Annotated in this window: 23 protein-coding genes; 15 read left to right on the top strand and 8 right to left on the bottom strand. The window is 61.5% G+C overall.

What is annotated here, in order from left to right; all coding sequences use genetic code 11:
- Positions 1–43: 43 nt before the first annotated feature.
- The 5 genes from ileS (at position 44) to HCU64_RS05480 (ending at position 7,326) form a co-directional block, all read left to right on the top strand.
- Complete coding sequence (ileS, locus tag HCU64_RS05460; protein ID WP_233382727.1) at positions 44–3,031, top strand: isoleucine--tRNA ligase; 2,988 nt, start codon at positions 44–46, stop codon at positions 3,029–3,031.
- 40 nt (positions 3,032–3,071) lie between these two features.
- A complete protein-coding gene (gene lspA, locus HCU64_RS05465; RefSeq protein WP_325169951.1) occupies positions 3,072–3,587 on the top strand; it encodes a signal peptidase II in 516 nt (171 codons plus the stop codon).
- Between the two features lie 126 nt (positions 3,588–3,713).
- On the top strand, positions 3,714–4,430 hold the full coding sequence (locus HCU64_RS05470; RefSeq protein ID WP_233382728.1) for a hypothetical protein: 717 nt from the start codon (positions 3,714–3,716) through the stop codon (positions 4,428–4,430).
- 177 nt (positions 4,431–4,607) lie between these two features.
- Positions 4,608–5,993, top strand: coding sequence for a M16 family metallopeptidase (locus tag HCU64_RS05475; RefSeq protein WP_233382729.1), 1,386 nt, complete (start codon positions 4,608–4,610; stop codon positions 5,991–5,993).
- A 49-nt stretch (positions 5,994–6,042) separates the two neighbouring features.
- Positions 6,043–7,326, top strand: a complete 1,284-nt coding sequence (locus HCU64_RS05480; RefSeq protein ID WP_233382730.1) for a M16 family metallopeptidase — start codon at positions 6,043–6,045, stop codon at positions 7,324–7,326.
- A 95-nt stretch (positions 7,327–7,421) separates the two neighbouring features.
- Here HCU64_RS05480 and HCU64_RS05485 read toward each other — a convergent pair whose 3' ends face one another.
- From HCU64_RS05485 to hemE, 3 genes are all read right to left on the bottom strand, one after another.
- Positions 7,422–7,766 (bottom strand): lysozyme inhibitor LprI family protein, encoded by a 345-nt coding sequence (locus HCU64_RS05485; protein ID WP_233382731.1) that lies wholly within the window; start codon positions 7,764–7,766, stop codon positions 7,422–7,424.
- 35 nt (positions 7,767–7,801) lie between these two features.
- Positions 7,802–8,239 (bottom strand): protoporphyrinogen oxidase HemJ, encoded by a 438-nt coding sequence (gene hemJ, locus HCU64_RS05490; RefSeq protein WP_325169952.1) that lies wholly within the window; start codon positions 8,237–8,239, stop codon positions 7,802–7,804.
- 84 nt (positions 8,240–8,323) lie between these two features.
- Complete coding sequence (gene hemE, locus HCU64_RS05495) at positions 8,324–9,385, bottom strand: uroporphyrinogen decarboxylase (protein WP_233382943.1); 1,062 nt, start codon at positions 9,383–9,385, stop codon at positions 8,324–8,326.
- Positions 9,386–9,884: 499 nt separating this feature from the next.
- On the opposite strand from hemE, the gene HCU64_RS05500 reads away from it, so the two are divergent.
- The 8 genes from HCU64_RS05500 (at position 9,885) to HCU64_RS05535 (ending at position 16,283) form a co-directional block, all read left to right on the top strand.
- Positions 9,885–10,715, top strand: coding sequence for a pyruvate, water dikinase regulatory protein (locus tag HCU64_RS05500; RefSeq protein WP_233382732.1), 831 nt, complete (start codon positions 9,885–9,887; stop codon positions 10,713–10,715).
- A gap of 7 nt (positions 10,716–10,722) precedes the next feature.
- Positions 10,723–11,349 (top strand): Maf family protein, encoded by a 627-nt coding sequence (locus HCU64_RS05505; protein WP_233382944.1) that lies wholly within the window; start codon positions 10,723–10,725, stop codon positions 11,347–11,349.
- A complete protein-coding gene (locus HCU64_RS05510) occupies positions 11,346–12,296 on the top strand; it encodes a cation diffusion facilitator family transporter (protein ID WP_233382733.1) in 951 nt (316 codons plus the stop codon). The genes HCU64_RS05505 and HCU64_RS05510 overlap by 4 nt, the downstream gene beginning before the upstream one ends.
- A complete protein-coding gene (locus HCU64_RS05515) occupies positions 12,296–13,129 on the top strand; it encodes a shikimate dehydrogenase (RefSeq protein WP_233382734.1) in 834 nt (277 codons plus the stop codon). The genes HCU64_RS05510 and HCU64_RS05515 overlap by 1 nt, the downstream gene beginning before the upstream one ends.
- Positions 13,126–13,749, top strand: coding sequence for a dephospho-CoA kinase (gene coaE / locus HCU64_RS05520; RefSeq protein ID WP_233382735.1), 624 nt, complete (start codon positions 13,126–13,128; stop codon positions 13,747–13,749). The genes HCU64_RS05515 and coaE overlap by 4 nt, the downstream gene beginning before the upstream one ends.
- 32 nt (positions 13,750–13,781) lie before the next feature.
- Positions 13,782–14,516 carry a DNA polymerase III subunit epsilon gene (dnaQ, locus tag HCU64_RS05525; RefSeq protein WP_233382736.1) on the top strand — a complete coding sequence of 245 codons (735 nt, stop codon included), beginning with the start codon at positions 13,782–13,784 and terminating at the stop codon, positions 14,514–14,516.
- Positions 14,517–14,611: 95 nt separating this feature from the next.
- Positions 14,612–15,019: a CopG family transcriptional regulator gene (locus HCU64_RS05530; RefSeq protein ID WP_233382737.1), complete on the top strand. Its 408-nt coding sequence runs from the start codon at positions 14,612–14,614 to the stop codon at positions 15,017–15,019.
- An 82-nt stretch (positions 15,020–15,101) separates the two neighbouring features.
- On the top strand, positions 15,102–16,283 hold the full coding sequence (locus HCU64_RS05535; protein ID WP_233382738.1) for an extracellular catalytic domain type 1 short-chain-length polyhydroxyalkanoate depolymerase: 1,182 nt from the start codon (positions 15,102–15,104) through the stop codon (positions 16,281–16,283).
- 4 nt (positions 16,284–16,287) lie between these two features.
- Here HCU64_RS05535 and panC read toward each other — a convergent pair whose 3' ends face one another.
- Together panC and HCU64_RS05545 are read right to left on the bottom strand one after the other, a co-directional pair.
- Positions 16,288–17,145, bottom strand: coding sequence for a pantoate--beta-alanine ligase (panC, locus tag HCU64_RS05540; RefSeq protein WP_267922126.1), 858 nt, complete (start codon positions 17,143–17,145; stop codon positions 16,288–16,290).
- A gap of 47 nt (positions 17,146–17,192) precedes the next feature.
- Positions 17,193–18,716, bottom strand: a complete 1,524-nt coding sequence (locus HCU64_RS05545; RefSeq protein WP_233382739.1) for a glucan biosynthesis protein — start codon at positions 18,714–18,716, stop codon at positions 17,193–17,195.
- A gap of 206 nt (positions 18,717–18,922) precedes the next feature.
- Here HCU64_RS05545 and mdoH point away from each other — a divergent pair, with 206 nt between their 5' ends.
- Positions 18,923–20,812 carry a glucans biosynthesis glucosyltransferase MdoH gene (gene mdoH, locus HCU64_RS05550; RefSeq protein ID WP_233382740.1) on the top strand — a complete coding sequence of 630 codons (1,890 nt, stop codon included), beginning with the start codon at positions 18,923–18,925 and terminating at the stop codon, positions 20,810–20,812.
- A 47-nt stretch (positions 20,813–20,859) separates the two neighbouring features.
- Here mdoH and HCU64_RS05555 read toward each other — a convergent pair whose 3' ends face one another.
- Positions 20,860–21,306: a hypothetical protein gene (locus tag HCU64_RS05555; RefSeq protein WP_233382741.1), complete on the bottom strand. Its 447-nt coding sequence runs from the start codon at positions 21,304–21,306 to the stop codon at positions 20,860–20,862.
- 60 nt (positions 21,307–21,366) lie between these two features.
- Entirely contained in the window at positions 21,367–22,563 is a 1,197-nt protein-coding gene (locus HCU64_RS05560) for a trans-sulfuration enzyme family protein (protein WP_267922127.1), read from the bottom strand.
- Positions 22,564–22,659: 96 nt separating this feature from the next.
- On the opposite strand from HCU64_RS05560, the gene HCU64_RS05565 reads away from it, so the two are divergent.
- Positions 22,660–23,178, top strand: a complete 519-nt coding sequence (locus tag HCU64_RS05565) for a TspO/MBR family protein (protein WP_233382742.1) — start codon at positions 22,660–22,662, stop codon at positions 23,176–23,178.
- A 45-nt stretch (positions 23,179–23,223) separates the two neighbouring features.
- Here HCU64_RS05565 and HCU64_RS05570 read toward each other — a convergent pair whose 3' ends face one another.
- Entirely contained in the window at positions 23,224–24,030 is an 807-nt protein-coding gene (locus tag HCU64_RS05570; protein ID WP_233382743.1) for a phosphotransferase family protein, read from the bottom strand.
- Between the last annotated feature and the right edge of the window lie 81 nt (positions 24,031–24,111).

Consider the following 24,111-nt stretch of genomic DNA (forward strand, 5'->3'; position numbering starts at 1 on the left):
GCCTCCTGACACCGCGCGAGACGAGACGAGCAAGACCGAACCGATGACCGAGTCCGCCAAACCTGCCGCGCCGGACGATACCGGCCCGGGCCGCGACTATTCCAAGACGCTGTTCCTGCCCAAGACCGAGTTCCCGATGCGAGCCGGTCTGCCGGCGCGCGAGCCATTGCTGCTGGAACGTTGGGAGCGAAACGACCTCTACGGACGCATTCGCCGCGAATCCGCCGGGCGTCCGCGTTTCGTGCTTCATGACGGGCCGCCCTACGCCAACGGCAACATCCATATCGGGCACGCGCTGAACAAGATCCTCAAGGACGTCATCGTGCGCTCCCAAGGTGCTCTCGGTCACGATGCCGACTACGTTCCCGGCTGGGACTGCCATGGCCTGCCGATCGAATGGAAAATCGAGGAGCAGTATCGCGCCAAGGGCAAGAATAAGGACGAAGTGCCGATCCTGGAATTCCGCCAGGAATGCCGGACCTTCGCGGCCCAGTGGCTCGACGTGCAGCGCGAAGAGTTCAAGCGGCTCGGCGTCACGGGCGACTGGGCGCATCCCTATTCGACCATGGCTTACCCGGCCGAGGCGCGCATCGCTTCGGAGCTGATGAAGTTTGCCGTGACCGGCCAGCTCTATCGTGGCTCGAAACCGGTGATGTGGTCGGTGGTGGAGAAGACTGCCCTCGCCGAAGCCGAAATCGAGTACGAGGAGCATGTCAGCGACACGATCTTTGTCGCCTTCCGGATGCGCGATGGTGCTCCGGCCGAATGGGCCGACGCCCGGATCGTGATCTGGACCACCACGCCCTGGACGATGCCCGGCAACCGCGCCGTGGCCTATTCCAAGCGCGTCGCCTACGGGCTCTACCGTGTCACCGCAGCAGCCGACGAGAACTGGGCCAAGGTCGGAGACCGTTATCTCCTTGCCGATGCTCTCGCCGAGACGGTGTTCAAGGCAGCCCGCGTCGAAGCCTATGAGCGCATCGCCGATGTTTCGCCTGACGCTCTCGCCGGGCTGACACTGTCACACCCGCTGAACGGCCATGTTGCCGGCTATGAATTTGCCGTGCCCTTGCTGGAAGGCGACCACGTCACCGACGAGGCCGGTACGGGTTTCGTGCACACGGCGCCGAGCCATGGTCGCGAGGATTTCGAGGTCTGGATGGCCAATGGCCGCCGCCTCACTCAGGCCGGCATCGAGACCCGCATCCCTTACACGGTGGATGCAGAAGGCGTTTATACCGAGGAAGCCCCAGGCTTTACCGGCAAGCGCGTGCTTACCCACAAGGGCGAGAAGGGCGATGCCAACAAGGCGCTGATCGCCGCGCTCACGGAGGCTGGTGCCCTGATCGCGCGCGGCGTGTTGCGCCACCAATATCCGCATTCCTGGCGCTCCAAGAAGCCGGTCATCTTCCGCAACACCCCGCAATGGTTCATCGCCATGGACCGGCCGGTGGATGCGCTCGGCAACCGCACCCTTCGAGAGGTCGCCTTCTCGGCGATCGAAGAGACGCAGTGGGTTCCCCCGCAGGGCAAGAATCGCATCAACGGCATGGTCGGCAACAAGCCGGACTGGGTGGTTTCACGCCAGCGTGCCTGGGGCGTGCCCATCACGGTTTTCGTGAAGAAAGGCACCAGCGAGGTGCTGCGCGACGAACGGGTCAATGCCCGCATTGCAGACGCCTTTGCTGCCGAAGGCGCCGATGCCTGGTTTTCGGATGCCGACGGTGCCCGTTTCCTGGTGCCGGACCACGATCCTGCAGACTACGAGAAGGTCACCGACGTCCTCGATGTCTGGTTCGATTCCGGTTCGACCCATGCCTTCGTCCTCGACGACGCGGAGGCTTTTCCAGGCCTCGCCGGCATCAAGCGTGTGCGCGAGGGCGGCCAGGACCGGGTGATGTATCTGGAAGGATCCGACCAGCATCGCGGCTGGTTCCAATCCTCGCTGCTCGAATCCTGCGGTACGCGCGGCTACGCGCCGTACGACGTGGTGCTGACCCATGGCTTCGTTCTCGATCCCAAGGGCGAGAAGATGTCGAAGTCGAAGGGCAATGTCGTCGCACCGCAAAGTGTGATCAAGGAATCGGGTGCCGACATCCTTCGCCTCTGGGTCGCGGCGTCGGATTATTCGGACGATCTTCGGATCGGTCCCGAGATCATGAAGACCTTCGCCGAGACCTATCGGAAACTGCGCAATTCCCTGCGCTGGATGCTCGGATCGCTGGCACATCGCGTGCCGGGCGACGACGTGCCCTTCTCCGACATGCCGGAATTGGAACGTTTCATCCTGCATCGGCTCAATCAGCTCGACGGTGAGATTCGCGAAGCCTACGCCGGCTACGATACCAAGCGGATCGTCGCGCTGCTCAACGGCTTCATGACGGGTGATCTTTCGGCCTTCTATTTCGACGTGAGGAAGGACGCGCTTTATTGCGACCCGATCTCGTCGCAGGTCCGCCGTGCCTCGCTGCAGGTCATCGACGAGGCCTTCCGCCGCGTCGTGATCTGGCTGGCACCGGTCCTCGCCTTCACAGCGGAGGAAGCCTGGTTGGATCGCTATCCGTCCGAGGATGCCTCGGTGCATCTCCAGACCTTGCCGGAGACGCCGGCCGCATGGCGAGACGATGCACTCGCGGCCCGCTGGCAGAAGATCCGCCGCGTCCGTCGCGTCGTCACCGGAGCATTGGAGATCGAGCGCGCCGCCAAGCGCATCGGCGCGAGCCTGGAAGCGGCCCCACAGGTCTTCGTGTCGGATCCCGATCTTTACGGCGCACTGAACGGCGTGGACTTCGCCGAAATCTGCATCACGTCCGACATCAGCGTGAGTGCGGACGAGGGACCTTCCGAGGCTTTCCGGCTCGATGAGATCAAGGGCGTCGCCGTCGTCCCGCGGCCTGCCGAGGGCCGCAAATGTGCCCGCTCATGGCGTGTCTCGCCGGATGTCGGTACGGATCCCGTCTATCCCGATGTGACACCGCGTGACGCGAAGGCGTTGCGTGAGTGGGATGCGTCGCATCCGGGCGCAGCCTAATGGAACATCACGAGCTGGTTTCAAGCTGCGGAGTTCAGTCGTGAAGCCTTTTGCGATGGGCCTCGCCATTGCACTGGTGACGCTCGTCGTCGACCAGGTCTCGAAACTCTGGCTCTATCTCGGCACGGATCTCGTGCTGACCCAACCGTGGCAGGTTGCGCCCTTCACCGACTTCGTCGTGGTCTGGAATCACGGCGTCTCCTACGGAATGTTCCAGCAGGACAGTGATTCCGGTCGCTGGCTACTGGTGGGCCTTTCCGTCGTGGCGGCCATCGCGCTCGGATTCTGGATGAGCCGTGCGACCACGCGCCTGCTTGCAGTGGCACTCGGGTTGATCGTCGGTGGAGCGATCGGCAACGCCATCGACCGCGCCGTATTCGGCGCAGTCTTCGACTTCGTCCACCTGCATGCCGGCGCCTGGTCGTGGTATGTGTTCAACATCGCCGACGCAGCGATCGTGGCTGGTGTCGTCGGGCTGATTCTCGACAGCCTGAGACCTCAACCCAAACCTCAAGAACAACACAGTCTGTCGGATATCTCCGATTCCAGCCGATGACGGCGGCGAGACCGTCGAGCGCCATACCTTCGCCTGAAAACCAGCTCACGAAAAAACCCCTCGGCGCCCGCGCATTGAATGCGATACTCAAAATCAGCGCCGCAACGGCCTAAACTCGAGGGCAGAATGAGCGGGCAGCGCGGACTTCTTACGGTCTTCACGGGCAGTCTCGCGCTCGGTCTTCTCGCCACTGCGCCGGCCCGCGCCGAAGGCGAATTCATGCGCGACGCCATGAGCAGCATCGGCCTGATCGAGCCGGAGCGTCCGCCGATCACCTATCGCGAACGCGCACCCCTGGTGATGCCGCCAGCCCTCGGCGCCCATCCCACGAAGAAGCATGCAAAGGGCAAGGCCGTCGACACGACGAATGCCGACCCGACGCTGCCTCTCCCACTCCCGACCCCGCAGACGCGTCAGAGCGATCCGGCCTGGCCCAAGGACCCCGAGGTCAGCCAGCGCGAGCGTGCCCGCAGCGAGGCCAACAAGCCGATCGTCCGCGGCGCTCAAGGCCGCATGAACGACAACAACGAGACGCTGTCTGCTGCCGAGATGAATAGCGGCCGCCGTGCCGGAGCCGGTCTGTCAAGTGATCCGGCACCGCGTCCGGGTGAAGCGCGCGATTCGAGCTGGTTCGATCCTCTCGCCCTGTTCGGCGGCAAGAAAGACGATCTTCAGCCTTCCATCGTCGAGCCCGAGCGTGATGGCTTGACCGATCCGCCGACCGGTTACCGCAAGGCACCGGTCAAGACGGTCAAGACACAAGGCGGTCCGATGGGCGGCTCAATCAGCGGTAATGAAGAAGCCGACCCGCGCGCCTACATGCGACAACAGAACGGTTACTAGTTCCCCGCGCTGCGTCTGCCCATTCGAACTCTTGTGGCAACCGAAGGTTCGGTTTTCATCGCTTGCGCGGGTGGCCAAGAGGTCACACCCTGCGGTACGGCTCTTGCCCCGGCAAACGAACCTCGCGACAGTCCGGGCGAGACCCGTCTCGAGAACAGACGCACGAAGGACGTCAGGATGTATCTCCCCCGGAAGGCCAACGCCCTGCTCGGGCCGGTGCGCGGCTACGCGCATGCCGGCCGTGTGGAGGCGGCGCCATTCGGAGGCTCGGAGGCCGGCGGTCCCGACGTCTCATCCTTCGTGCTCGACAATGGCCTCGACGTCGTGGTGGTGCCTGATCACCGCGTGCCCGTGGCGACTCACATGATCTGGTATCGCAACGGTTCGGCCGACGATCCGCTCGGCCAGTCGGGCATTGCCCACTTCCTCGAACATCTGATGTTCAAGGGCACGGAGCGGCACCCGGCCGGAGCCTTTTCCAAGGCAGTCTCGTCGCTTGGCGGCCAGGAGAACGCTTTCACCAGCTACGACTACACCGCCTACTTCCAGCGCATTGCACGCGACCATCTCGCCACCATGATGGAGTTCGAGGCTGACCGCATGAGCGGTCTCGTCCTCTCAGACGACGTGGTTGGCCCCGAGCGCGACGTGGTGCTCGAAGAGCGCCGTATGCGGGTCGAAACCGACCCGAATGCCCAGCTCTCCGAAGCCATGGCGGCCTCGCTCTTCGTGCACCACCCCTACGGCATTCCGATCATTGGCTGGATGCACGAGATCGAGGATCTGAATCGGCACCACGCCATCGACTACTACAAGCGGTTCTACACGCCCGAGAACGCGATTCTCGTGGTGGCCGGTGACGTCACCACGGATGAAGTTCGCCGTCTCGCCGAGAGGACCTATGGCAAGGTCGCACCGCACGGCACCCGGCCAAAGCGTCATCGCGCCCGTGAGCCCGAGCCTAAGGCCCTGCGCCGTGTCGCCGTCGCCGATGCAAAGGTCGAACAGCCGACCCTGCAGCGCCTCTACCTGACGCCGTCCTGCATCACGGCGCGAGATGGCGAATGTCACGCGCTCGAGTTGCTGGCCGAGGTGATCGGTGGTGGAGCCACCTCCTACCTCTATCGCAAACTGGTCCTGGAGACCGGCGTCGCGGTGAATGCCGGCGCCTGGTACATGGGCTCGGCGATCGATGACACCCGCTTCTCGGTTTACGCCGTGCCGGCCGAAGGTGTGAGCCTCGAGCAGCTCGAAGAGCATCTCGACCGCGCCTTGCGCAGCGTCGGCGAAGCCTTGTCCCCTGAAGCGATCGAGCGAGCCAAGACCCGGCTCGTGGCCGAAACGATCTATTCTTCCGACAGCCAGTCCTCGCTCGCTCGGATCTACGGCGCCGCACTCGCCATCGGCGAGAGTGTCGACGAGGTGCGCGGCTGGCCCTCCGAGATCGAGGGCGTCACGCGGGACCGGCTGTCCGCCGTGGCGGAGCGCTATCTCGTCCCGTCTCGTTCGGTCACCGGCTACCTCACCAACGACCGGGATACCGACGCGCCAGTCGCCGCCTGACTGTCTGGGCGACACAACCGATATTCGAGACGCCGAAGGACTGTTTTCGATGAACCTCGCCGAGACTGGCATCCGCACCGTGTCATCGCCCACCCAGGCGATGCCGGTGGCGGCCGCCCGCGGTATCGAGGCCTGGTACGTTCCCTCGCCCCTCGTCCCGATGATTGCGGTCGCCTTCACCTTCGAGGGTGGCGCCGCCCAGGACCCGGATGGCAAAGCCGGCACTGCCCAGATGCTCGCCCGTCTCCTCGACGAGGGGGCCGGAGATCTCGATTCGGACGCCTTCCAGGAAGCGCTCGCCGCGCGAGCCATCGAACTCCACTTCCATGCCGGGCCCGATTCGATCGGCGGCTCACTGAAGATGTTGGTCAAGCATGCCGATGAGGCGATCCGGCTCACGGCTCTCGCTTTGGCAGAGCCGAAACTCGATGTGACAGCCATCGAACGCGTGCGCTCACAGATGATCGCGAGCTTGCGCTACCAGCAGAACGATCCTGGCGTGATGGCCTCTCGCCGCTACTTCCGCGAAGCTTTTCCCGATCATCCCTACAGCCGTCCGTCTTCCGGCACGCTGGAGAGCCTCGCCGCGATCACCCGCGATGATCTCGTCGCCATGCACCGCGCCCTGATTGGCCGTGGCGGACTCAAGGTCGCCGTCGTCGGCGCAGTGGAAGCAGATGGCGTCGCCGCGATGCTGCACCAGGCCTTCGGCAGCCTGCCGGAAAGCACACCGTTGAAGCCGGTTCCCGCCACGCATATCCACGATCTCGGCCGCCGCATCGTCGTCGATCTCGACGTTCCGCAATCGGTCATTCGCTTCGGCCTCGGCGGCGTTGCCTGGCGCGATCCGGACTTCATCCCGGCCTATGTGCTCAATCACATCCTGGGTGGGGGTGCTTTCACCTCACGGCTCTTCCAGGAAGTCCGCGAGAAACGCGGCCTCGCCTACTCGGTCGGGACTTCCCTGACCTCGCACCGCGCAGTCGCGATGACTTGGGGCTATACCGCGACGAAGAACGAGCGTGTGGTCGAAGCGCTCGATGTGATTGGCGATGAAATCGCCCGGTTGATTCAGGACGGCCCTTCCGACGAGGAACTGCAAAAAGCCAAGGATTATCTCACCGGCTCCTACGCCCTGAGCTTCGACACTTCGACCAAGATCGCCAATCAGCTCGTGCAGATCGCGTTCGAGGGCCTTGGCATGGACTATATTGCCCGTCGCAACGATATGGTCGCCGCGGTCACCCAGGCAGATATTCGACGCGCCAGTGCACGAACGTTCGCCGACGGAAAGATGCTGGTGGTGGCCGCCGGACGACCGGTAGGACTTTAATCACTACAGGACTTCGGATTTTTGCTCGCTTTCCACGCCGATCGTGACCTCACGACCGATTTCGCCGAGCAACATTTCCTGGAAGAGACGTCGGACTATTGCGGACCTTGTTTCGCAAATTCCGACAACACGCCGCGAAGCACCTTGAGCCGAGTCTCGTAAGTCTGCTGCAGACACGCGATGTCGGCCCCGCAGGCTCGTCTCTCTTTCAGCCAGGTCTCCTGATCGTCCTGCAGCTGAGCGCGATTACCCATCGCGAGAACCTCTTTCAGGATCTCGAAACGCACCGCGAGTTCGACATCGCGGTCGTTGAGCGCAGGCGTGGCGCAGATTGCCTTCTCATCCGCCGTCTCTGCCTTGTCACAGGGAAAGCTCGCCGCCTCCACCAAGCCTGACCCAGCCAGCGTAATGGCGAGAATGAGACCAAGGCGGATCAGCATCGAACAGTCTCCCTATCGCCGGTCGGTCAGACGCCTCAGCCCCCCGGCTTTACCACAGCCAGAATGACGATGAGAATCATCAGCAACGTCGGCACTTCGTTGACGACACGATAAAACCGGTCTCCACGCCGATTTCGGTCGGCAGCGAAGTCCTTCACCATCTTCGAAAGCCATCCGTGGATGCCGCTCATCACCAAGACGAGCAGGAATTTTACCTGCAGCCAATATGACGCGTAGTAACCGCTTTTCACCGCCAGGATGACGCCGAAGATCCACGTCAGAATCATTGCCGGCGTCATGATCGCCTTTAGCAACCGGCGTTCCATGATCTTGAACGTCGCCGACTGCACTTCGGACCCTGCCGGCAGGCCTGCGTGATAGACGAAAAGCCGCGGCAGATAGAGCATAGCCGCCATCCAGGCGATCAGCGAGACGATGTGCCCAGCCTTGATCCAGAGGTAGAGATTATCCACGGACTCGGGAGGCTCCGGCTGAAAAGGCGGCCAAGCCGCTCGAGACGTCCATAGCCCGCCTTGCCTCGAACCGTCGAGGGGCAGTCACCCGCGTCTGAGCCGAGCCAGCATCTGTTCGACATGGGCAATTGGCGTCTGCGGCGTGATGCCATGTCCGAGATTGAAGATATGCGGCAAGCCCCGTGTCGCCTCCAGGATGGCATCGACCTCGGCGTCGAGTGCTGCACCCCCTTCGATCAATGTTTCCGGATGAAGGTTGCCCTGGGTCACTGTCGTCGCGGGCAGGCGTTTGCGTAAGGTGGAAAGATCGACGCTCCAATCGACTCCAACTGCACTGGCACCGGTTTCAGGCACGACCCGGAGGTGACCATCGACGCCAGAGCCACGGCAAAACACGATGATTTTGGCGTCTGGAACGCGTTTGCGGACACCTTCGACAATCCGGGCAATTGGCTGAAGCGACCAACGTGACAGGCTATCGTTGCCCTCGGGCAAAACGCCGGCATGCGATTCAAAAATTTGAACCGCATCGGCTCCCGCTTCGAATTGGCGGACGAGATATTCCGTCTGGACCTGCACCAGCCGATCGATCAGCGCCTCGACGAGAGCAGGCTGGCTAGCCGCCAGCGCCCGTGCTGGAGCGAGGTCGGGCGTACCTCGGCCCCCAATCATGTAGCTCGCCACGGTCCAGGGAGCTCCGCAGAAGCCAAGTAGGGTCGTCTCGTGGGGCAGGGCCGCCCGAATGCTCGAAACGGCTTCGAAGACCGGTGCTAGATGCGAGAAGATCGCTGGATCATCCGCCTCCCGCAGGCGATTGAACTCGACCGGCCCCGTCAGTGCATCGAGCCGAGGTCCTTCTCCTTCCACGAACCACACGTCTTGACCGAGCGCGTGAGGAACCACCAGGATATCGGAGAACAGGATTGAGGCCTCGAAGCCGAAACGGCGAATGGGCTGAAGCGTGACCTCGGTGGCGAAAGCCGGATTGTAGCAGAGGTCGAGGAACGACCCGGCCTGCGCGCGAGTCTCGCGGTACTCAGGCAGGTAGCGTCCGGCTTGGCGCATCATCCAGGCGGGTGGTGGTGAGATCGCATCACCCGACAGCACTCGCAGGACCTTCCGATCCTCCGTCCTCCCCCCAACCATCGTGCGTTCCGATCCCGTCATTCTTGCTGGTGCCAAGCATACAGCCAAGCGTGCTCACGAGAAGCCGTCTCGTCCGGCCTCAGGTGCCGCCTTCCTACACACCCGGTTTTCTAAAGAGAAAAGAGACTCTTAGACTCTGTTTCTTCTCTTGGAGGCTGAGTCATGGGTTCGCAAAACCATCCACAAGTGGTCCCCACAGCCAAGCCGTTAAGAGGGTTTTAACGGATTGGCTCTAGTGTGATGCAATCGCGAGCCTTGTCAGGGGCTTGCTGGAGTAGGGAAGCGGTTTCGCATGAAATCGTCCCGGATTCTCCCATTTGCGCGTTCCGCCGAGTTCGACTCGATCGGTTGTTGACGCGGGAGTCGACAAGACAGCTGCCGCTTCCCCTGGACCGTTCCTGGAAGCCGGCTTATCCCCACTCATCGACTCCTTGGCTTTCAGCCTGGGGACAAACCGTTCGAGCATCTCGAGCTCGTATGCGGAAAGAGCGAAATCGCGATGAGTCGCAGCTACTTCCATCTTCATCTCGTGTCGGATTCGACGGGCGAGACGTTGATTAATGTCGGGCGCGCAGCTGCTGCCCAGTATGAAGGCGTATCTGCGATCGAGCATGTTTACCCGCTGGTACGATCGCGGGCGCAGCTAGAGCGGGTAGTGTCGGAGATCCAGGCGGCGCCGGGACTCGTCCTCTACACGCTCGTCGATGATGAGCTGACCTCACGGCTGGAAGAAGCATGCCGCGAAACCGGTTCGCCGACGCTCAATGTGTTGCAGCCGGTTCATGCGCTGTTGCGCTCTTATCTCGGCGCCAATTCGACGGCACGGCCAGGCGCCCAGCACATGCTCAATGCGGAGTACTTCAAACGTATCGACGCAATGAATTTTACGCTCGCGCATGATGACGGCAATCTGCCACCGAATATCGATGAGGCGGATGTCGTGCTTGTCGGTGTGAGTCGGACGTCGAAAACTCCGACTTCGATTTACCTCGCAAATCGTGGTTTAAAGACCGCCAATTTTCCGCTTGTACCGTCCATGCCGTTGCCTACGGCGCTTGCCGAGACTCGCAAACCTCTCGTGGTCGGATTGATCGCGTCGCCAGAACGCATCGTCCACATACGGCAGAACCGTCTTCTCAGCCTCAAAGCTGACGATAACTCGATGTATATCGATCGCGAGGCTGTGGCTGATGAAATTGCTGCGTCACGCCGCCTATGCGCGAAACAACGTTGGCCGACCATCGATGTAACACGCCGTTCGATCGAAGAAACTGCAGCAGCTATTCTCGATCTTTATCGTGAGCATCGGCTCAAGTTCATTGCGACGTAAATTACCGATGTCAGGACAATTGCAGCCTTTGTGGCTGCCAAAATCTCCGCTGGTTCTGGCTTCCGGCAGTCGAACAAGAGCAGAGCTTTTAGCCAATGCCGGGCTTATTGCAGAGGTCATTAAGCCTGCTGTCAATGAACGAGCCATCGAAGCGGCGGGAACAGATCTGAATCCAATCGACCTTGCTTGCCGTCTCGCAAAGGCAAAAGCGAAAGAAGTTTCGGATCGTTATCCAGGTCACATTACGATCGGTGCAGATCAGGTTTTGGATGTCGATGGGACGGTTTTTCACAAAGCAGCGAATTTGGCCGAAGGTGCAAATCATCTGAACCTTCTGCAGGGGCGCAGCCACGCTCTCCACTCTGCGGTGGCCATCGTCACTGATGGGTCATCGGAGGTTTTTTATGACACCGCGCGGCTCACGATGCGCAGTCTCAGCTCAGAGGCAATCGCAGCCTACGTTCTTGCTGCTGGTGAGACTCGGGTAACGTCGAGTGTCGGGGGTTACCAACTCGAAGGGCTGGGTATCCATCTGTTCGAACGGATCGAGGGAGATCATTCGACGGTACTTGGACTGCCATTGCTTCCGCTGCTCGCGAAACTCCGCGCGATGGGCGTACTGGGAATCGGATGACGAAGGTCCAAAACTCCTATTCAGCGCACCATGATCATGATCATCCACCGGGTGCTCATCATCATCATGTACCGAAAGATTTCGGGCGAGCCTTTGCAATAGGCATTGGACTAAATTTCGGCTTTGTCGTTATCGAAGCTGGCTACGGCATTTTAAGCAATTCAGTAGCGCTTATTGCTGATGCTGGTCATAATCTATCGGATGTACTTGGGCTGGTTGCAGCTTGGGTTGCCTCGGTACTGGTAAGAAAACGTCCCAGTGTAAGGTTCACTTATGGGTTGCGAGGATCTTCGATCCTGGCTGCCCTGTTTAATGCTGTGTTCCTGTTGATTGCGACAGGAGCCATCATTCTCGAAGCTTTGCAACGCTTCTTTACGACTACGCCAGTAGCGGGGACGACCGTCATGGTCGTGGCGGCTATTGGCATCGCAATTAATGGTTTTACCGCTTGGCTTTTCGCTGCGGGCGGAAAAAACGATATTAATATTCGCGGTGCCTACCTGCACATGATGGCTGATGCAGTGGTGTCGTTGGGCGTGGTACTATCCGGATTTGTTATCCTCGTCACGGGGATCAATTGGATTGACCCGCTCGTTAGTATTGTCATCTCTCTGCTGATCGTCTGGACTACGTGGGGGCTTTTGCGAGATAGCTTAAGCATGGCGCTGTCTGCTGTACCGCCGGGGATTGATCCAGTTGCCGTAAGAGCAATGTTGAACGATCGTCCCGGTGTATCAACACTGCATGATATGCACATTTGGTCGATGAGTACTACCGAGATTGCGCTGACTGCACACTTGGTCACGGATCAAGAAACATTGAGCGCAGACTTTTTACGGGAAACTGCTCGAGAATTACGGGAGAGATTCGGCATCGTTCACGCGACCTTGCAGATTGAGCAACTTGGCATCGGTGATTGTACTCTGCCCACGGAGTGTGAAGGGTAATGCGGAAAGCTTTCGTTGTTGGCCACCCTATTGCTCATTCACGCTCGCCATTGATTCATGGCTATTGGCTGCAGAATCTTCACATCGAGGGTTCTTACGTGCGGATAGATATATTGCCCGAGGATTTCGATGCTTTCGTGCACGGAGTCGCTGAATCCGGGTTTGCTGGCGGCAATGTCACGATTCCGCACAAGGAAGCTGCGTATCGGTTGGTCGATAGGCTGACGCCGAGAGCGCAGAAAATTGGAGCGGTGAACACACTCGTGGTCAGTGAGGACGGCATCCTCGGCGACAACACCGATGCGCCGGGGTTCGTCGCTCATGTGGATCAGACCCTTGGGAATGACTGGCTGCGGCGATGCGGTGGGACCGTGTTGATTCTGGGAGCTGGCGGTGCCGCTCGGGCTATCGTTGCGGGGCTCGCAGAGCGAGGAGTTGACCGAATTCTGATTGCAAATCGCAGTCAGGATCGCGCCCGTTCCCTGATCGAAATTGAGCCTGAGCGGATCGAAGTGATCGAATGGAGCACTGTGCCTCAGGCGCTTCTTGAGACAGGGCTTCTCGTCAACACCACGTCACTCGGTATGATAGGTCACGCGCCACTGGACATATCACTCGATGCGCTACCGGCTACCGCAGCCGTAGCGGATATCGTTTATGCTCCTCTCGAGACGACACTTCTTAAAACAGCGCGTGCACGAGGTCTTGCGACTGTCGATGGTCTCGGCATGCTGCTCCATCAGGCGGTCCCGGGTTTCGAAGCATGGTTCGGAACTCGCCCACAGGTGACGCCGGAATTGCGTGATCTGGTCGTTGCTGATCTCTCTCGATGAATAAACCGAAAGCTCGCCGTAATCGGCCAAGGGTCGTTCTTGGACTCACTGGTTCGATCGGTATGGGAAAGTCCGCGACGGCGGCGCTTTTCGTGAAGCACGATGTTCCGGTTCACGATGCCGATGCGGCGGTTCACCGGTTGTACAATGCAGGCGGTGCGGCGGCAGAGGCAATTGGCCAGGCATTTCCGGGAAGTCTAAGGCCGGATGGCAGTGTGGATCGCGACCGGCTGCGTCAGATCGTGCTGGATCAACCTGAAAAGCTGCAAAGACTTGAGGCGTTGATCCATCCCCTGGTTGCAGAGGAAAGTCGTACTTTTCTCGCTCGATACGCGGAAGTACCACTCGTCGTTCTCGATATCCCTCTTCTGTTCGAAACTGGTGCCGAACGACATTGCGACGCAGTCTTTGTCGTCAGCGCTCCGCCCGAAGTGCAGCGGGCGCGTGTCCTTGCACGTCCTGGCATGACCGAGGCTGCGTTCGATGCCATCCTCGGCAAGCAGATGCCCGATGCTGAGAAACGAGCGCGAGCGGATTTCGTGATCGATACGAGTCTCGGTTTTGCTCGCGCTGAAGCTGAGGTCGTTGCTCTCATCGCGCGGCTGACCGATTCAGGCTAGGGTCGCTCACCTTCCATGCGAAACCCAAAAATATGCTGCGCGAAATCGTTCTCGATACCGAGACCACCGGCACGGATGCAAAGGGTGGCGATCGCCTGATCGAGATCGGCTGTGTCGAGCTGATCAATCACATCCGCACTGGCAAAACCTTCCATTGCTTCGTGAATCCTCAACGTGCGGTGTCGGAGGGAGCATTTGCAGTGCATGGTCTGTCCGACGCGTTTCTTTCGGACAAGCCGGTCTTTGCCAATATCGTTGACGCTTTTCTCGAGTTTTGTGGCGATGCGCGTCTGGTGATTCATAACGCGGCTTTCGACGTTGGCTTCCTGAACATGGAATATGCTCGGCTGAAGCCGTCTGCACCCCAGCCCATTCTTCTGGAAGATGTGGTGGACACGTTGGCGCTCGCACGACGCCGTCATCCGGGCGCAGCCAATAATCTCGATGCTTTGTGCAACCGCTACGGCATCGACAACACCAAGCGGACAAAGCACGGGGCTCTACTCGACGCAGAGATTTTGGCGGAGGTCTATGTCGAACTCCTGGGCGGCAAGCAGACGAGCCTCGGCCTCGCGACTATGGTTTCCGACACCGCCGAGTCCAGCGATGTGATGCTAGACATACCGGATGAAGGTTCTTCTGTTTCTATTCGACCAATGCGTAACCGCCTCACCGAAATCGAACGAGAGCGCCACATGACGTTCATCGCTACGCTCGGCGGTAATGCGATCTGGCGAAACTATCTCGGCGAAGAAAGCACGGACTGAGCAGCCCGACGGCTTCGCTGTCGTCGAGACTCCATATTGCATCGCAGCAATCATACTCCATATACCATCCATGTGGATGGCGGAGAGCTGATCGGATGCGGCAGGCAGTCTCGAAACCGGGCGATACAGAGAAAATTACGATCAATCTCGGGCACGTCGACCTCGGGCATATCGACCTTCTGGTTTCGGAAGGCGTCTATGCCAATCGCAGTGATTTCATACGCACTGCGATCCGCAATCAGGTTGAACGCCATGCCGACGTGACCCGGCAGTCGATCGCTCGAAAGAGCGTCGAGCTCGGGCTCAGGCATTATCGGCGATCCGAGTTAGAGGCCTTGCTCGCGGCCGGTGAGATGCTCGACATCCGTGTGCTCGGACTTGCGGTAATCGAGCCCGATATATCCCCGGAGCTCGCTCGGGCAACTATTGGATCGGTCGAGGTTCTTGGAAGCTTGCAAGCCAGTTTGGCGGTTCGCGAAGCATTGGCCGACCGGCTGCGCTGACACCTTCGTTGATACGGTCTTTTCTCGTTTGGTGTCAGGCGTGTCGCCCCCGTTTTTGTAGACTTTCGCGGAAAGCAATCCGATGACTGAACGCGGCTTCAAGATTCCCGATCTTGCCAGTCTTACAGAAGCCAGCCGACTCGTTCGTAATGGACGATTTGGCGAAGCCTCGGCGCTGATCCAACGTAACCTTTCTAATGTTTCGGAAGGAGCGGAAGCTGCGCGATCAGGCATCACGCAAGCAGATCGCCACGCTGCGATTTTGCCAGAGCGCTTCCGTGAAGGATTGGGGCAACTGTTTCGGGGTTTACGAGGACCTCTGGCCGTTAAAGGACTGAAAGGTTTCGAGTTTCACGGGCTACAGCCTGAACCCGAAAGTCATTCTGATGATCGGTTCGTTACGAGGAGTTTCAGCAACGCGGCAGGAGCTCGAGACTACAAGCTGTTCATTCCGACAGGTCATGCCGGTCCGCGGCCCCTCATGGTGATGCTGCATGGCTGTACGCAGTCGCCTGACGATTTCGCAAATGGCACGCGCATGAATGAATTGGCACAGCAGGACGGGATCTATGTCGCCTATCCGGAGCAGATTCGTGGTGCCAACGCACAGAAGTGCTGGAACTGGTTCGAGACCCGCGATCAAGGCCGTGAACATGGCGAGGCTGGTATCATTGCCGGACTGACACGGGCGATCATCGCAGAGCATGCGGTTGATCCATCCCGAGTCTACATTGCCGGATTGTCAGCAGGTGGTGCTGCAGCAGCCAATATTGCGCGTGCCTATCCTGATGTTTTTGCCGGTGTCGGCGTTCATTCTGGATTAGCGGCAGGTTGCGCCCGCGATCTTTCGTCCGCGTTGATGGCAATGCGTGCCGGGGCTCCGGGAGCTGAGCTACCCGGTGGTGGATCGGGTTTCGGCGCGACGCAGTCCATCCGTGTTCCCACCATCGTGTTTCATGGCAGCAAGGATACGACGGTAAACCCGCGCAATGGTGATGAAGTGCTGGCTCAAGCCGCTACTGCGAACCTATCCAGGAGCGTCGAAAGCGGTGCGCAACCTGGCGGCCATCGCTATACCCGCACGCTCTACCGAGACTTCGACGGCCGAGTGCAAGCCGAATCCTGGCGGGTTGACGGATCCGGACATGCTTGGTCCGGTGGGAGCGCGACCGGGAGCTACACCGATCCGCTCGGACCAGATGCCTCGCGCGCCATGCTCGATTTCTTCTTGCAGCACAGGCTTGGCGACAACTTGCAGCCATGATCCGTCAGGTTTTCGGCAGCACCGCGACGTTGTCGATCAAGCGGGTCGTGCCGAGATAGGCTGCCGTCAAGAGACGGGCAGGGCGTTCGACACGGATGACGGGAAGAAAGGTCTCGATATCGCGCAGTTCGAGGTACTGAACCGGCCCGAAGCCTGCTTTTTCTAAAGCTGCCATGCCTTTGCTGAGAAGCGGAGCCGCCATGCGGCCGTCAGCGAGCATAGCGGCACTCTCGACCAGTATGGAATGGAGGCGCGGAGCAATGTCACGCTCGACCTTGTTCAGATACCGGTTGCGCGAGGACAGTGCGAGGCCGTCCGATTCGCGGATCGTGGGCATCCCGGCGATGGAAACGGGGATGTCGAGATCACGCACGACCCGCCGGATCACCTGGAGCTGCTGAAAGTCCTTCTCGCCGAACAGGGCGACATCGGCCCGGGTCTGGTTGATCAGTTTCGTCACTACGGTGGCGACACCTGAGAAGTGGCCAGGCCTGACGTCGCCACACAGACCTTCGGATGGGCCCGTGAGATCGATCCGGCTGGAGAAGCCAGGCGGATACATGATCTCGGCACTGGGCAGATAAGCCGCATCGGCCCCCGTCGCCGCCAATGCAGCGAGATCGGCCTCAATGGTCCGCGGGTAGCGTGAAAAGTCTTCCGTTGGACCAAACTGCGTCGGGTTCACGAAAATGCTCGCCACGACCCGCTGGCCGAGCGTTCTGGCATGAGCGACGAGGGCGCGATGGCCCTCGTGCAGTGCTCCCATGGTCGGTACCAGTACGATCTGTTCGCCCCGGGCGTGCCAGGCATCAGCCTGCTCGCGCATCGCGGTGATGGTCTCGAGAACGGGGATGGCAGACAAGACGGCGGACTCCAGGTTCGCCGGCGGATGTAATCGCGAGGCTGCCGCTACGCCACCGCGTCCCAGGTCTCGGTGATCACCTTGCTTGCATGCGAGAGGCGCGCCCGCAGCACCACGTCACCTGGAGGAAGCGGGTTGGGTGGCCGGTACTCTGCATAGAGCCGCCAGCCGCCAGTCTGTGGCACCCGCTCTGTGAAGGGATCTACGAAGGCGCCGGCGCTCGCGGACAGGGCAACGTCCACTTGGGCCTTCGGATCGGTTGGCAGGCCTTCGCCTTCGAAATCGATCACATAAAGCCGACGTTGAGGACTGGGCGGGTTGGTCGGGCGTAAGCGCTCGGCTGATCCGATACGGGTCGAGACCACACGGGCTGGTGGGCTGCCGAGCAAGGGGACGGGCTCGGCCCCGACCGTCGTCAGGCCATAGGCCAGTTCGATCGCCTGACCTGGCGCCGGTTTGGCCGAAGGCACGAACGCAGCGACGATGTTGTCGGTGTATTCCTCGCGCGAGGGAATCTCGAAGAGCTGCACAGCCCCGGATGCGAAGACGGTGCTTCCCGATTCCGGTTTGACCCAGAGTCCCGGCCGATCCTCGTGGCGAGCCTGCACATCGAGATAGTCGGCGAAGCGCCGGTCCCGCTGGAGCAGGCCGAAACCCTTGAGAGGTGTTGCCTCGAATGCCGAAATCGCCGTGGATGCCCGTCCGTTGACGAGCGGCCGCCAGAGCCGATCGCCTTGCGTCTCGACCGAAAGGCCATCGGAATCGTGCACTTGTGGACGGAAGTCGTCGAAAGCTTCCGCGTTACGCGCACCGGCTCCGTTCTGCCCGTGCAGGAACATGCTGGTCAGCGGCGCAAGACCAAGCCGCGCGATCTCGCGACGAGGATGTAGCGAGGCCGTAACGGCTATATGCGCAGTCTCGCCTGGCGTGACCACGAAGCGATAGGCACCCGAGAGGCTCGGCCCGTCGAGGAGCGCCAGAACCGTGATCGTGACCTCGTCGCTGGAGGGTTCCACGATGCGGAAGGCCGTGAAGTCCGGAAACTCCTCTGAACCTGGTCCGAAGGTGTTGACGGCCACTCCCCGCGCCGAGAGGCCGTAAGTCTGTCCTCGACCGCGCAGCCGGAAATACGAGGCGCCGAGGAAGACCAGAAACTCCTCCTGCGCATCGGGCTTGGCAGCGTCGAAGGCGGTGTTCAGGCGAAAGCCGGCATAGCCGAGGGAGGTTGAAAAGGTGCGTCCCTGCAGGGTGGAGCCGAGATCGAACAGGCTCGAATCGTAGTCGAGTCGACGTGCGGTTCCATCCCGGGCCTGTATGAGGATGTCGACGCGCTTCTTCTGCAGGAACCCGCGATGGAACGGCTGCAGGGAAAAACGCCGGCCGACATGGATCGTCTTTTCAGGCCGGAAGGTAATGCGCTGATAGGCGTCGTAATTGAGCGCTGCGAGTTCCTGCGGCAGGTCTTCGGGAGCCGGGCGATAGGGCTCGGCGGCGAGCGTCCTGGCGCGCTCGATGAAGGCTTCGTAGCTCGCAGGAGCGTTGGTCAGAACGGAATCCTGACTCTGCGCCATCGTTCTGGCACCATTCAGGTCATAGGCACTAGGCAGGAACGTGCCCGCAACCGATGCGAGCGACGTTTGCAGCAATCCTCGCCGCGAGAAGCGAGTCTCCCGGGTCTCCTCTGTCCGGGTCGAAGCACTCTCGGGGCACTCGCGCATCCATCCTCCTGATCCGGGCGGGTGGTCCCGGTCTTCATCGAGAGCCCTCGCGACCCGCCATGTCTACCTCACCTTTGTCGCACGACGTGTCTGGGGTCGAGAGACCGGCTCCTAACGGTGCCGCGCGGCCTTCGTTCCTAATGCGGCGGCTGGCTCTTGCTATTCCGACTCTCGCCACGACAGCACTTGTTGCTTGGTTGGCTTTACGCACCGTCGGTGAGCCGACGGGTGCGCTGGCCTGGTCTGTGCTCGTCCTGTTCGTCCTGGCCATGGCTTGGCAGGTCTTCACTGCTTGGCAGTATCTCTACGGTTTCGGCGCTGCGCTGATGGGCGATCGTGTGAAGTCCGCCCTCGAACGGCGTTCGGAGACGATTGAGCCTCGTGCCACCGGCCTGTCACGTACGGCGGCTGTCATTGCAATTCATGCCGAGGACCCGATCGCTGTGTTCTCGGCCGTCCGCGTGATGGCGCGCTCGCTTCAGCGCGAGGGCGGTGACGGCTCCGATATCGACCTGTTCGTTCTGTCCGATACCCGCGAAGGCGCCATCAGCGCCGTGGAGGAACACGAATTCCAGCGCGCGCAAGCCTGGGCCCAGGCCGAAGGCCCTGGCATGCCGACGATCCGCTACCGTCGCCGCGACAAGAATTCAGGGCGCAAGGCCGGCAACATCGCCGAGTTCTGCCATAGCCATGGCGACGAGTACGACTTCATGATCGTGCTCGATGCCGACAGTCTGATGACCGGCGCCACCATGCGTCGGCTCGTCCGGCTGATGGAGGAGAATGCGCAGGCCGGTCTGATCCAGACCGTGTCCTATGCCGCCGGCCGTGACACGCTGTTTGCCCGCATCCAGCAATTTGCCGTGCGCCTCTACGCGCCGCTCAGCTTGCGTTGCCTGGAGACGTGGCAGGGTCCGGACGGTTCCTATTGGGGCCACAACGCCATCCTGCGTATCGCTGCTTTCGCAGAGAATGCCGAACTGCCGGTGCTGTCCGGCAAGGCACCTCTCGGCGGCGAGATCCTCTGCCACGACATCGTCGAGGGCGCGCTGCTTCGCCGGGCCGGCTGGGACGTACATCTTCTGCCGGAGATGGGTGGCACCTGGGAGGAGATGCCGACGAATCTGATCGATCTTCTCGGCCGTGACCGCCGCTGGTGCCAGGGCAACCTCCAGCACGGCCGTGTCGCGCCGATGAAGGGGTTTGGCTGGGCGAGCCGCTGGCACATGTTCGTCGGGATCCTGATGTATCTCGCCTATCCGGTCTGGGTCGCTTTCCTGGCGCTGGGTACGGTGCAGGCCATCAGGACAGGGGAACTCGGTCTCCTTGGCTATGGCCTCACTGGCGCGACTCCAGCCGCACATGCACTTGCTGCGCTCGTCCTCGCGGTGATGGCGCTGCCGAAGCTGCTCAGCCTCGGCCACGTGCTGGCCTCAGCACCCCGCCGCGCCGCCTTCGGGGGTACCGCTTCGCTCCTGAAGAGTGCGGCTCTCGAACAGGTGACCTGGGTGCTGCTCTGGCCGGTGATGGCGCTCTTCGCCTCTGGCGCCGTTCTGACGACCCTTGCTGGCCGCGTGGTCCGCTGGGATTCTCAAGCCCGCGACGACCGCCGCGTACCCTGGCGCGAAGCCTGCCGGCTGCAGGTCGATGCGATCGTCGTCGGCCTCGCGCTGACGGCTCTGCTGATCTACGCCGCCGATCCGTGGCTCGCGCTCTGGATGGCTCCCATCGCCTTCGCCTTGGTCGTCAGCCCAGCCCAGAGCGTCCTGACCAGCAGCACCAGCCTCGGCCTGCTCTCGAAGGCGCGCAGCTTGTTCCTCACAGAGGACGACACCGCGCAAGCCCGCGAACTCGCCGAACTCCACCATGACCGGCTTCCGACGCCGCCGGTGGCGGCCTCGGCCAAAGACGCACTCTGGATCCCTGCGGTGGACGCTTCTTCGCGCTAACGCGCACACTTGTGGCCAACGCAGTTGTGTCGATTCCGAAGACGGTTCTACGGTTTGTGGTCGAGCACCTCGATTGGGTTGGTGCGTTGCTTGACAGAGGGCTCGGCCGTCACCGAGCTGCTCTCCTTGTGAGCGGGCGCCGCCGGCTTGGGCCCTCCATTGCCGGTCTGGGCGGGAACCGTACCGGTGGCGAGTTCGAGACAGGTGACGGTCTCGACATAGGACGGAGAGCCGCCAGCCACCGCTTGTTTCGAGCACTGTGCCTTGGCGGAGGGGCTGAACTCACCCCAGCGACGCTTCAGTTCGTCACGCGCCGCACGCTCCGAGCGCAGGCAACCGTCCCGGCTTTCCTTTTCGCTCAGACCGAGCTGTGAGCCAGCCGACGACTGGCAGGTTTGGCTGACGTCGAGTTCCGGCGGCCCTTCGGCCATCGCGTGGCCGGCGAGCAGGGTCAGGCCAAGAGCGGCGCAGAGGTGAGGAATCGGGTTTCGCATCGTGTCGGCTCCGGTCTGTCCGACCCGACAACGCGCAAGAATCGAAAACGAAGCGCTGGTTCAGGCCTTTCCGCCATGCGCTGCCCACAAAGCCCGATCGAGATCACTGAACAGGTCGTCCGGATCTTCGATTCCGGTGGAGAGCCGCAGGAGATCGATCGGGCAAGGCGTGCCCGGGCCTTCCACAGAAGCTCGGTGCTCGATCAGGCTTTCAACGCCCCCGAGCGAAGTGGCGCGTTTCCAGAGTTTGACATTCGCTGCCGTGGCAATCGCAGCCGCTTCACCACCCGCTACCCGGATCGACAGCATGAAGCCGAACCCGTTTCGCATCTGCCGCGCGGCGACCTCGTGACCCGGATGCCCGGGCAATCCTGGGTAAAGCACCGCGCTCACATGCGGATGTTGGCTCAGACGGTCTGCCAAGATGGCGGCTCCCGCGGCTTGCGCCGCGGCGCGCAGGGAAAAAGTGCGCAGCGAGCGCATCAGGAGGTAGGCCTCGAATGGCCCGAGGATCGCACCCCAGCCGGCCCGGATCGTCGTGATTCGTTCCCAGATTGCGTCCGTCTTCGCGCATGCGAGCACGCCCGCAACGACGTCCGAGTGGCCGTTGAGGATCTTCGTGGCCGAATGCATCACGATATCGGCCCCGAGTGTCAGGGGCTGCGTATGGAAGGGCGAAGCTGCAGTTGAGTCGATTGCAAGTCGGGCGCCGGCGTCATGTGCCAGGGTGGCAACTGCAGCGATGTCGGCGATCGTCCAGAGCGGATTGCCCGGCGTCTCGATCCAGACAAGCTTCGTTTCACCGGGATGGATCGCGCTTCGGACGTTTTCTGTTGTTTCTGTATCGACGAAATCAACGGAAATCTGGAGTCGGAGGCTTTCCTGCTGCAGCCACCGCCGCAGCCCCCAATACATCACCCGTGGTGCAATGACATGAGCACCCGGCTCGAGGGCGCAGAAGACCGCTGCAGCCGCTGCCATGCCTGATCCGAACAGGAGCGCACCAGCGGCGTCTTCTAGCATCGCCAGAACATTCTCGGTTTCGCGCACGGTCGCATTGTCAGCGCGGCCGTAGGAGAATCCGGAACTGTAGGCATTGTCCGGATCACGCAGGAACGTCGTCGAGACATGTAACGGCGGCACCACGCCCTTCGTGATCGGATCGATCCGACCCATGGCCTGCGCGGCGAGCGTCCGCTTCGTGTAACCTTCCGATGGGCCTGCATCCGGATCGGGAGTCTGCGAGTTGGCAGGCATGATGTTTCTCCGGATCGCTGTCCAAGATGCCACCGTGCCTTGGGCGAAGTCGCAAAGCCACGCAACGACCGCGATTCTCCAAACCGATGGTCCAGCATGAGCAGTGGCATCGCGGTTCCTAAGCGCGCTGTGCTGCCACCACTCCCGCGCATCGCCGCCGCAATCCTACCAGTGGCGCTTGCCACGGCGGTCGGATCACTTTCCACCGGCTCGAATATCGAAGGCTGGTACGAGACGATCCAGAAACCCGCATTCAACCCACCGAATTGGGTGTTTCCGGTTGCCTGGACGATCCTCTACACGATGATCGCGATCTCGCTTTGGCGGCTGCTTGGTGCGCGCCCGGTGACGGGTCCGACCGGGCGGACTTGGTGGCTGGCGCTGGCCGCCTTCTTTGTCCAGCTTGCGCTCAACGCGGCCTGGACACCGGTCTTCTTCGCTGCCCACGCTCTCGGAGCTGGGCTCGTGGTCGCGCTCGCCATGCTGGTGATGGTGCTCTGGACGATCCGCCTGTCCTGGCGTCTCGACCGTACAGCGGCGTGGCTATTGGTGCCCTACGCGGCCTGGGTGACCTTCGCGAGCCTACTCAACGGGGCGATCTGGCAGATGAATTGATAGATGCGGAGCTGGTGCTCGCAAAATCTCGGTGGGTCTCAAGCCTCACGCGGCTTTCATCAGCCGATCGACGACACCCAGGATCTGCTCGTCCTTGTCTGTGCGCCTTGCACAGAGCCGGGCCACCATCAACGGAAGGTGCCAGGCCCTGATCTCGGCACGACCAAGACCGCTGGCACTGCGGTAGCAGCGCACGTACCAATCCGCGGCCAGCCCGCGCAGCCTGTCGGCTTTGCCTCCGCGATGTGCCGGTAGTCGCCCGTAGCGGATCATCAGTTCGGTGCGGGCGACGTCGCCGGCGGCACAGCCGGCACCGGCCTTCTGCCAGTCGATGAGAGCGAGGCCATCCGGTGTGCACAGCACGTTGCCGGGATGAATGTCGTTATGACAGAGCGCCACGCCACCAGGCAGTTGGTCGAGCGCGACGAGCGCCGCCTCGCGGATCACCTCCGGCACGCGGGCTTGGCCAATATCGTTGCGCAGGCGCTCGCGTTGGGCAGGCAGGTCTCCCGCCGTCTCGCCATGCATCGCGTACTGAATCAGTGCGAGCCGGCGCAAAGCCAGCATCATCCCGAGGGGATTTTTTGCATAGTGGCGCAGCATGGTCTCGCCATGCAGCCGCTCGAACAGGATGCCATGACGGCCATCCCGGCGCAGCAGCGCGATCGGCCGTGCCGCCGGTAGGCCGCGCTCATGGGCGAGAGCGGTTGCGCGGAATTCGTTTTCGATCGCGGAGGCCTCCGAGGGCTCCCGATAGAGCTTCAGGACCCGGTCGGTCCCGTGCAGAAAGACTTCGGAACTGAGGCCGGAACCGATGAGCACCGAGGCCGCTGGATCGTCGTCGGCAAGCATTCGGCGCGCTTTCGCCCTTCTGGTCCGGCCGGCGGCGTAGACGGGGTGGAGATTGGCGGCAAGCCGCGCGGACAGTACACC

The sequence above is a fragment of the Methylobacterium sp. C25 genome, from assembly GCF_021352225.1.
GTDB lineage: Bacteria > Pseudomonadota > Alphaproteobacteria > Rhizobiales > Beijerinckiaceae > Methylobacterium.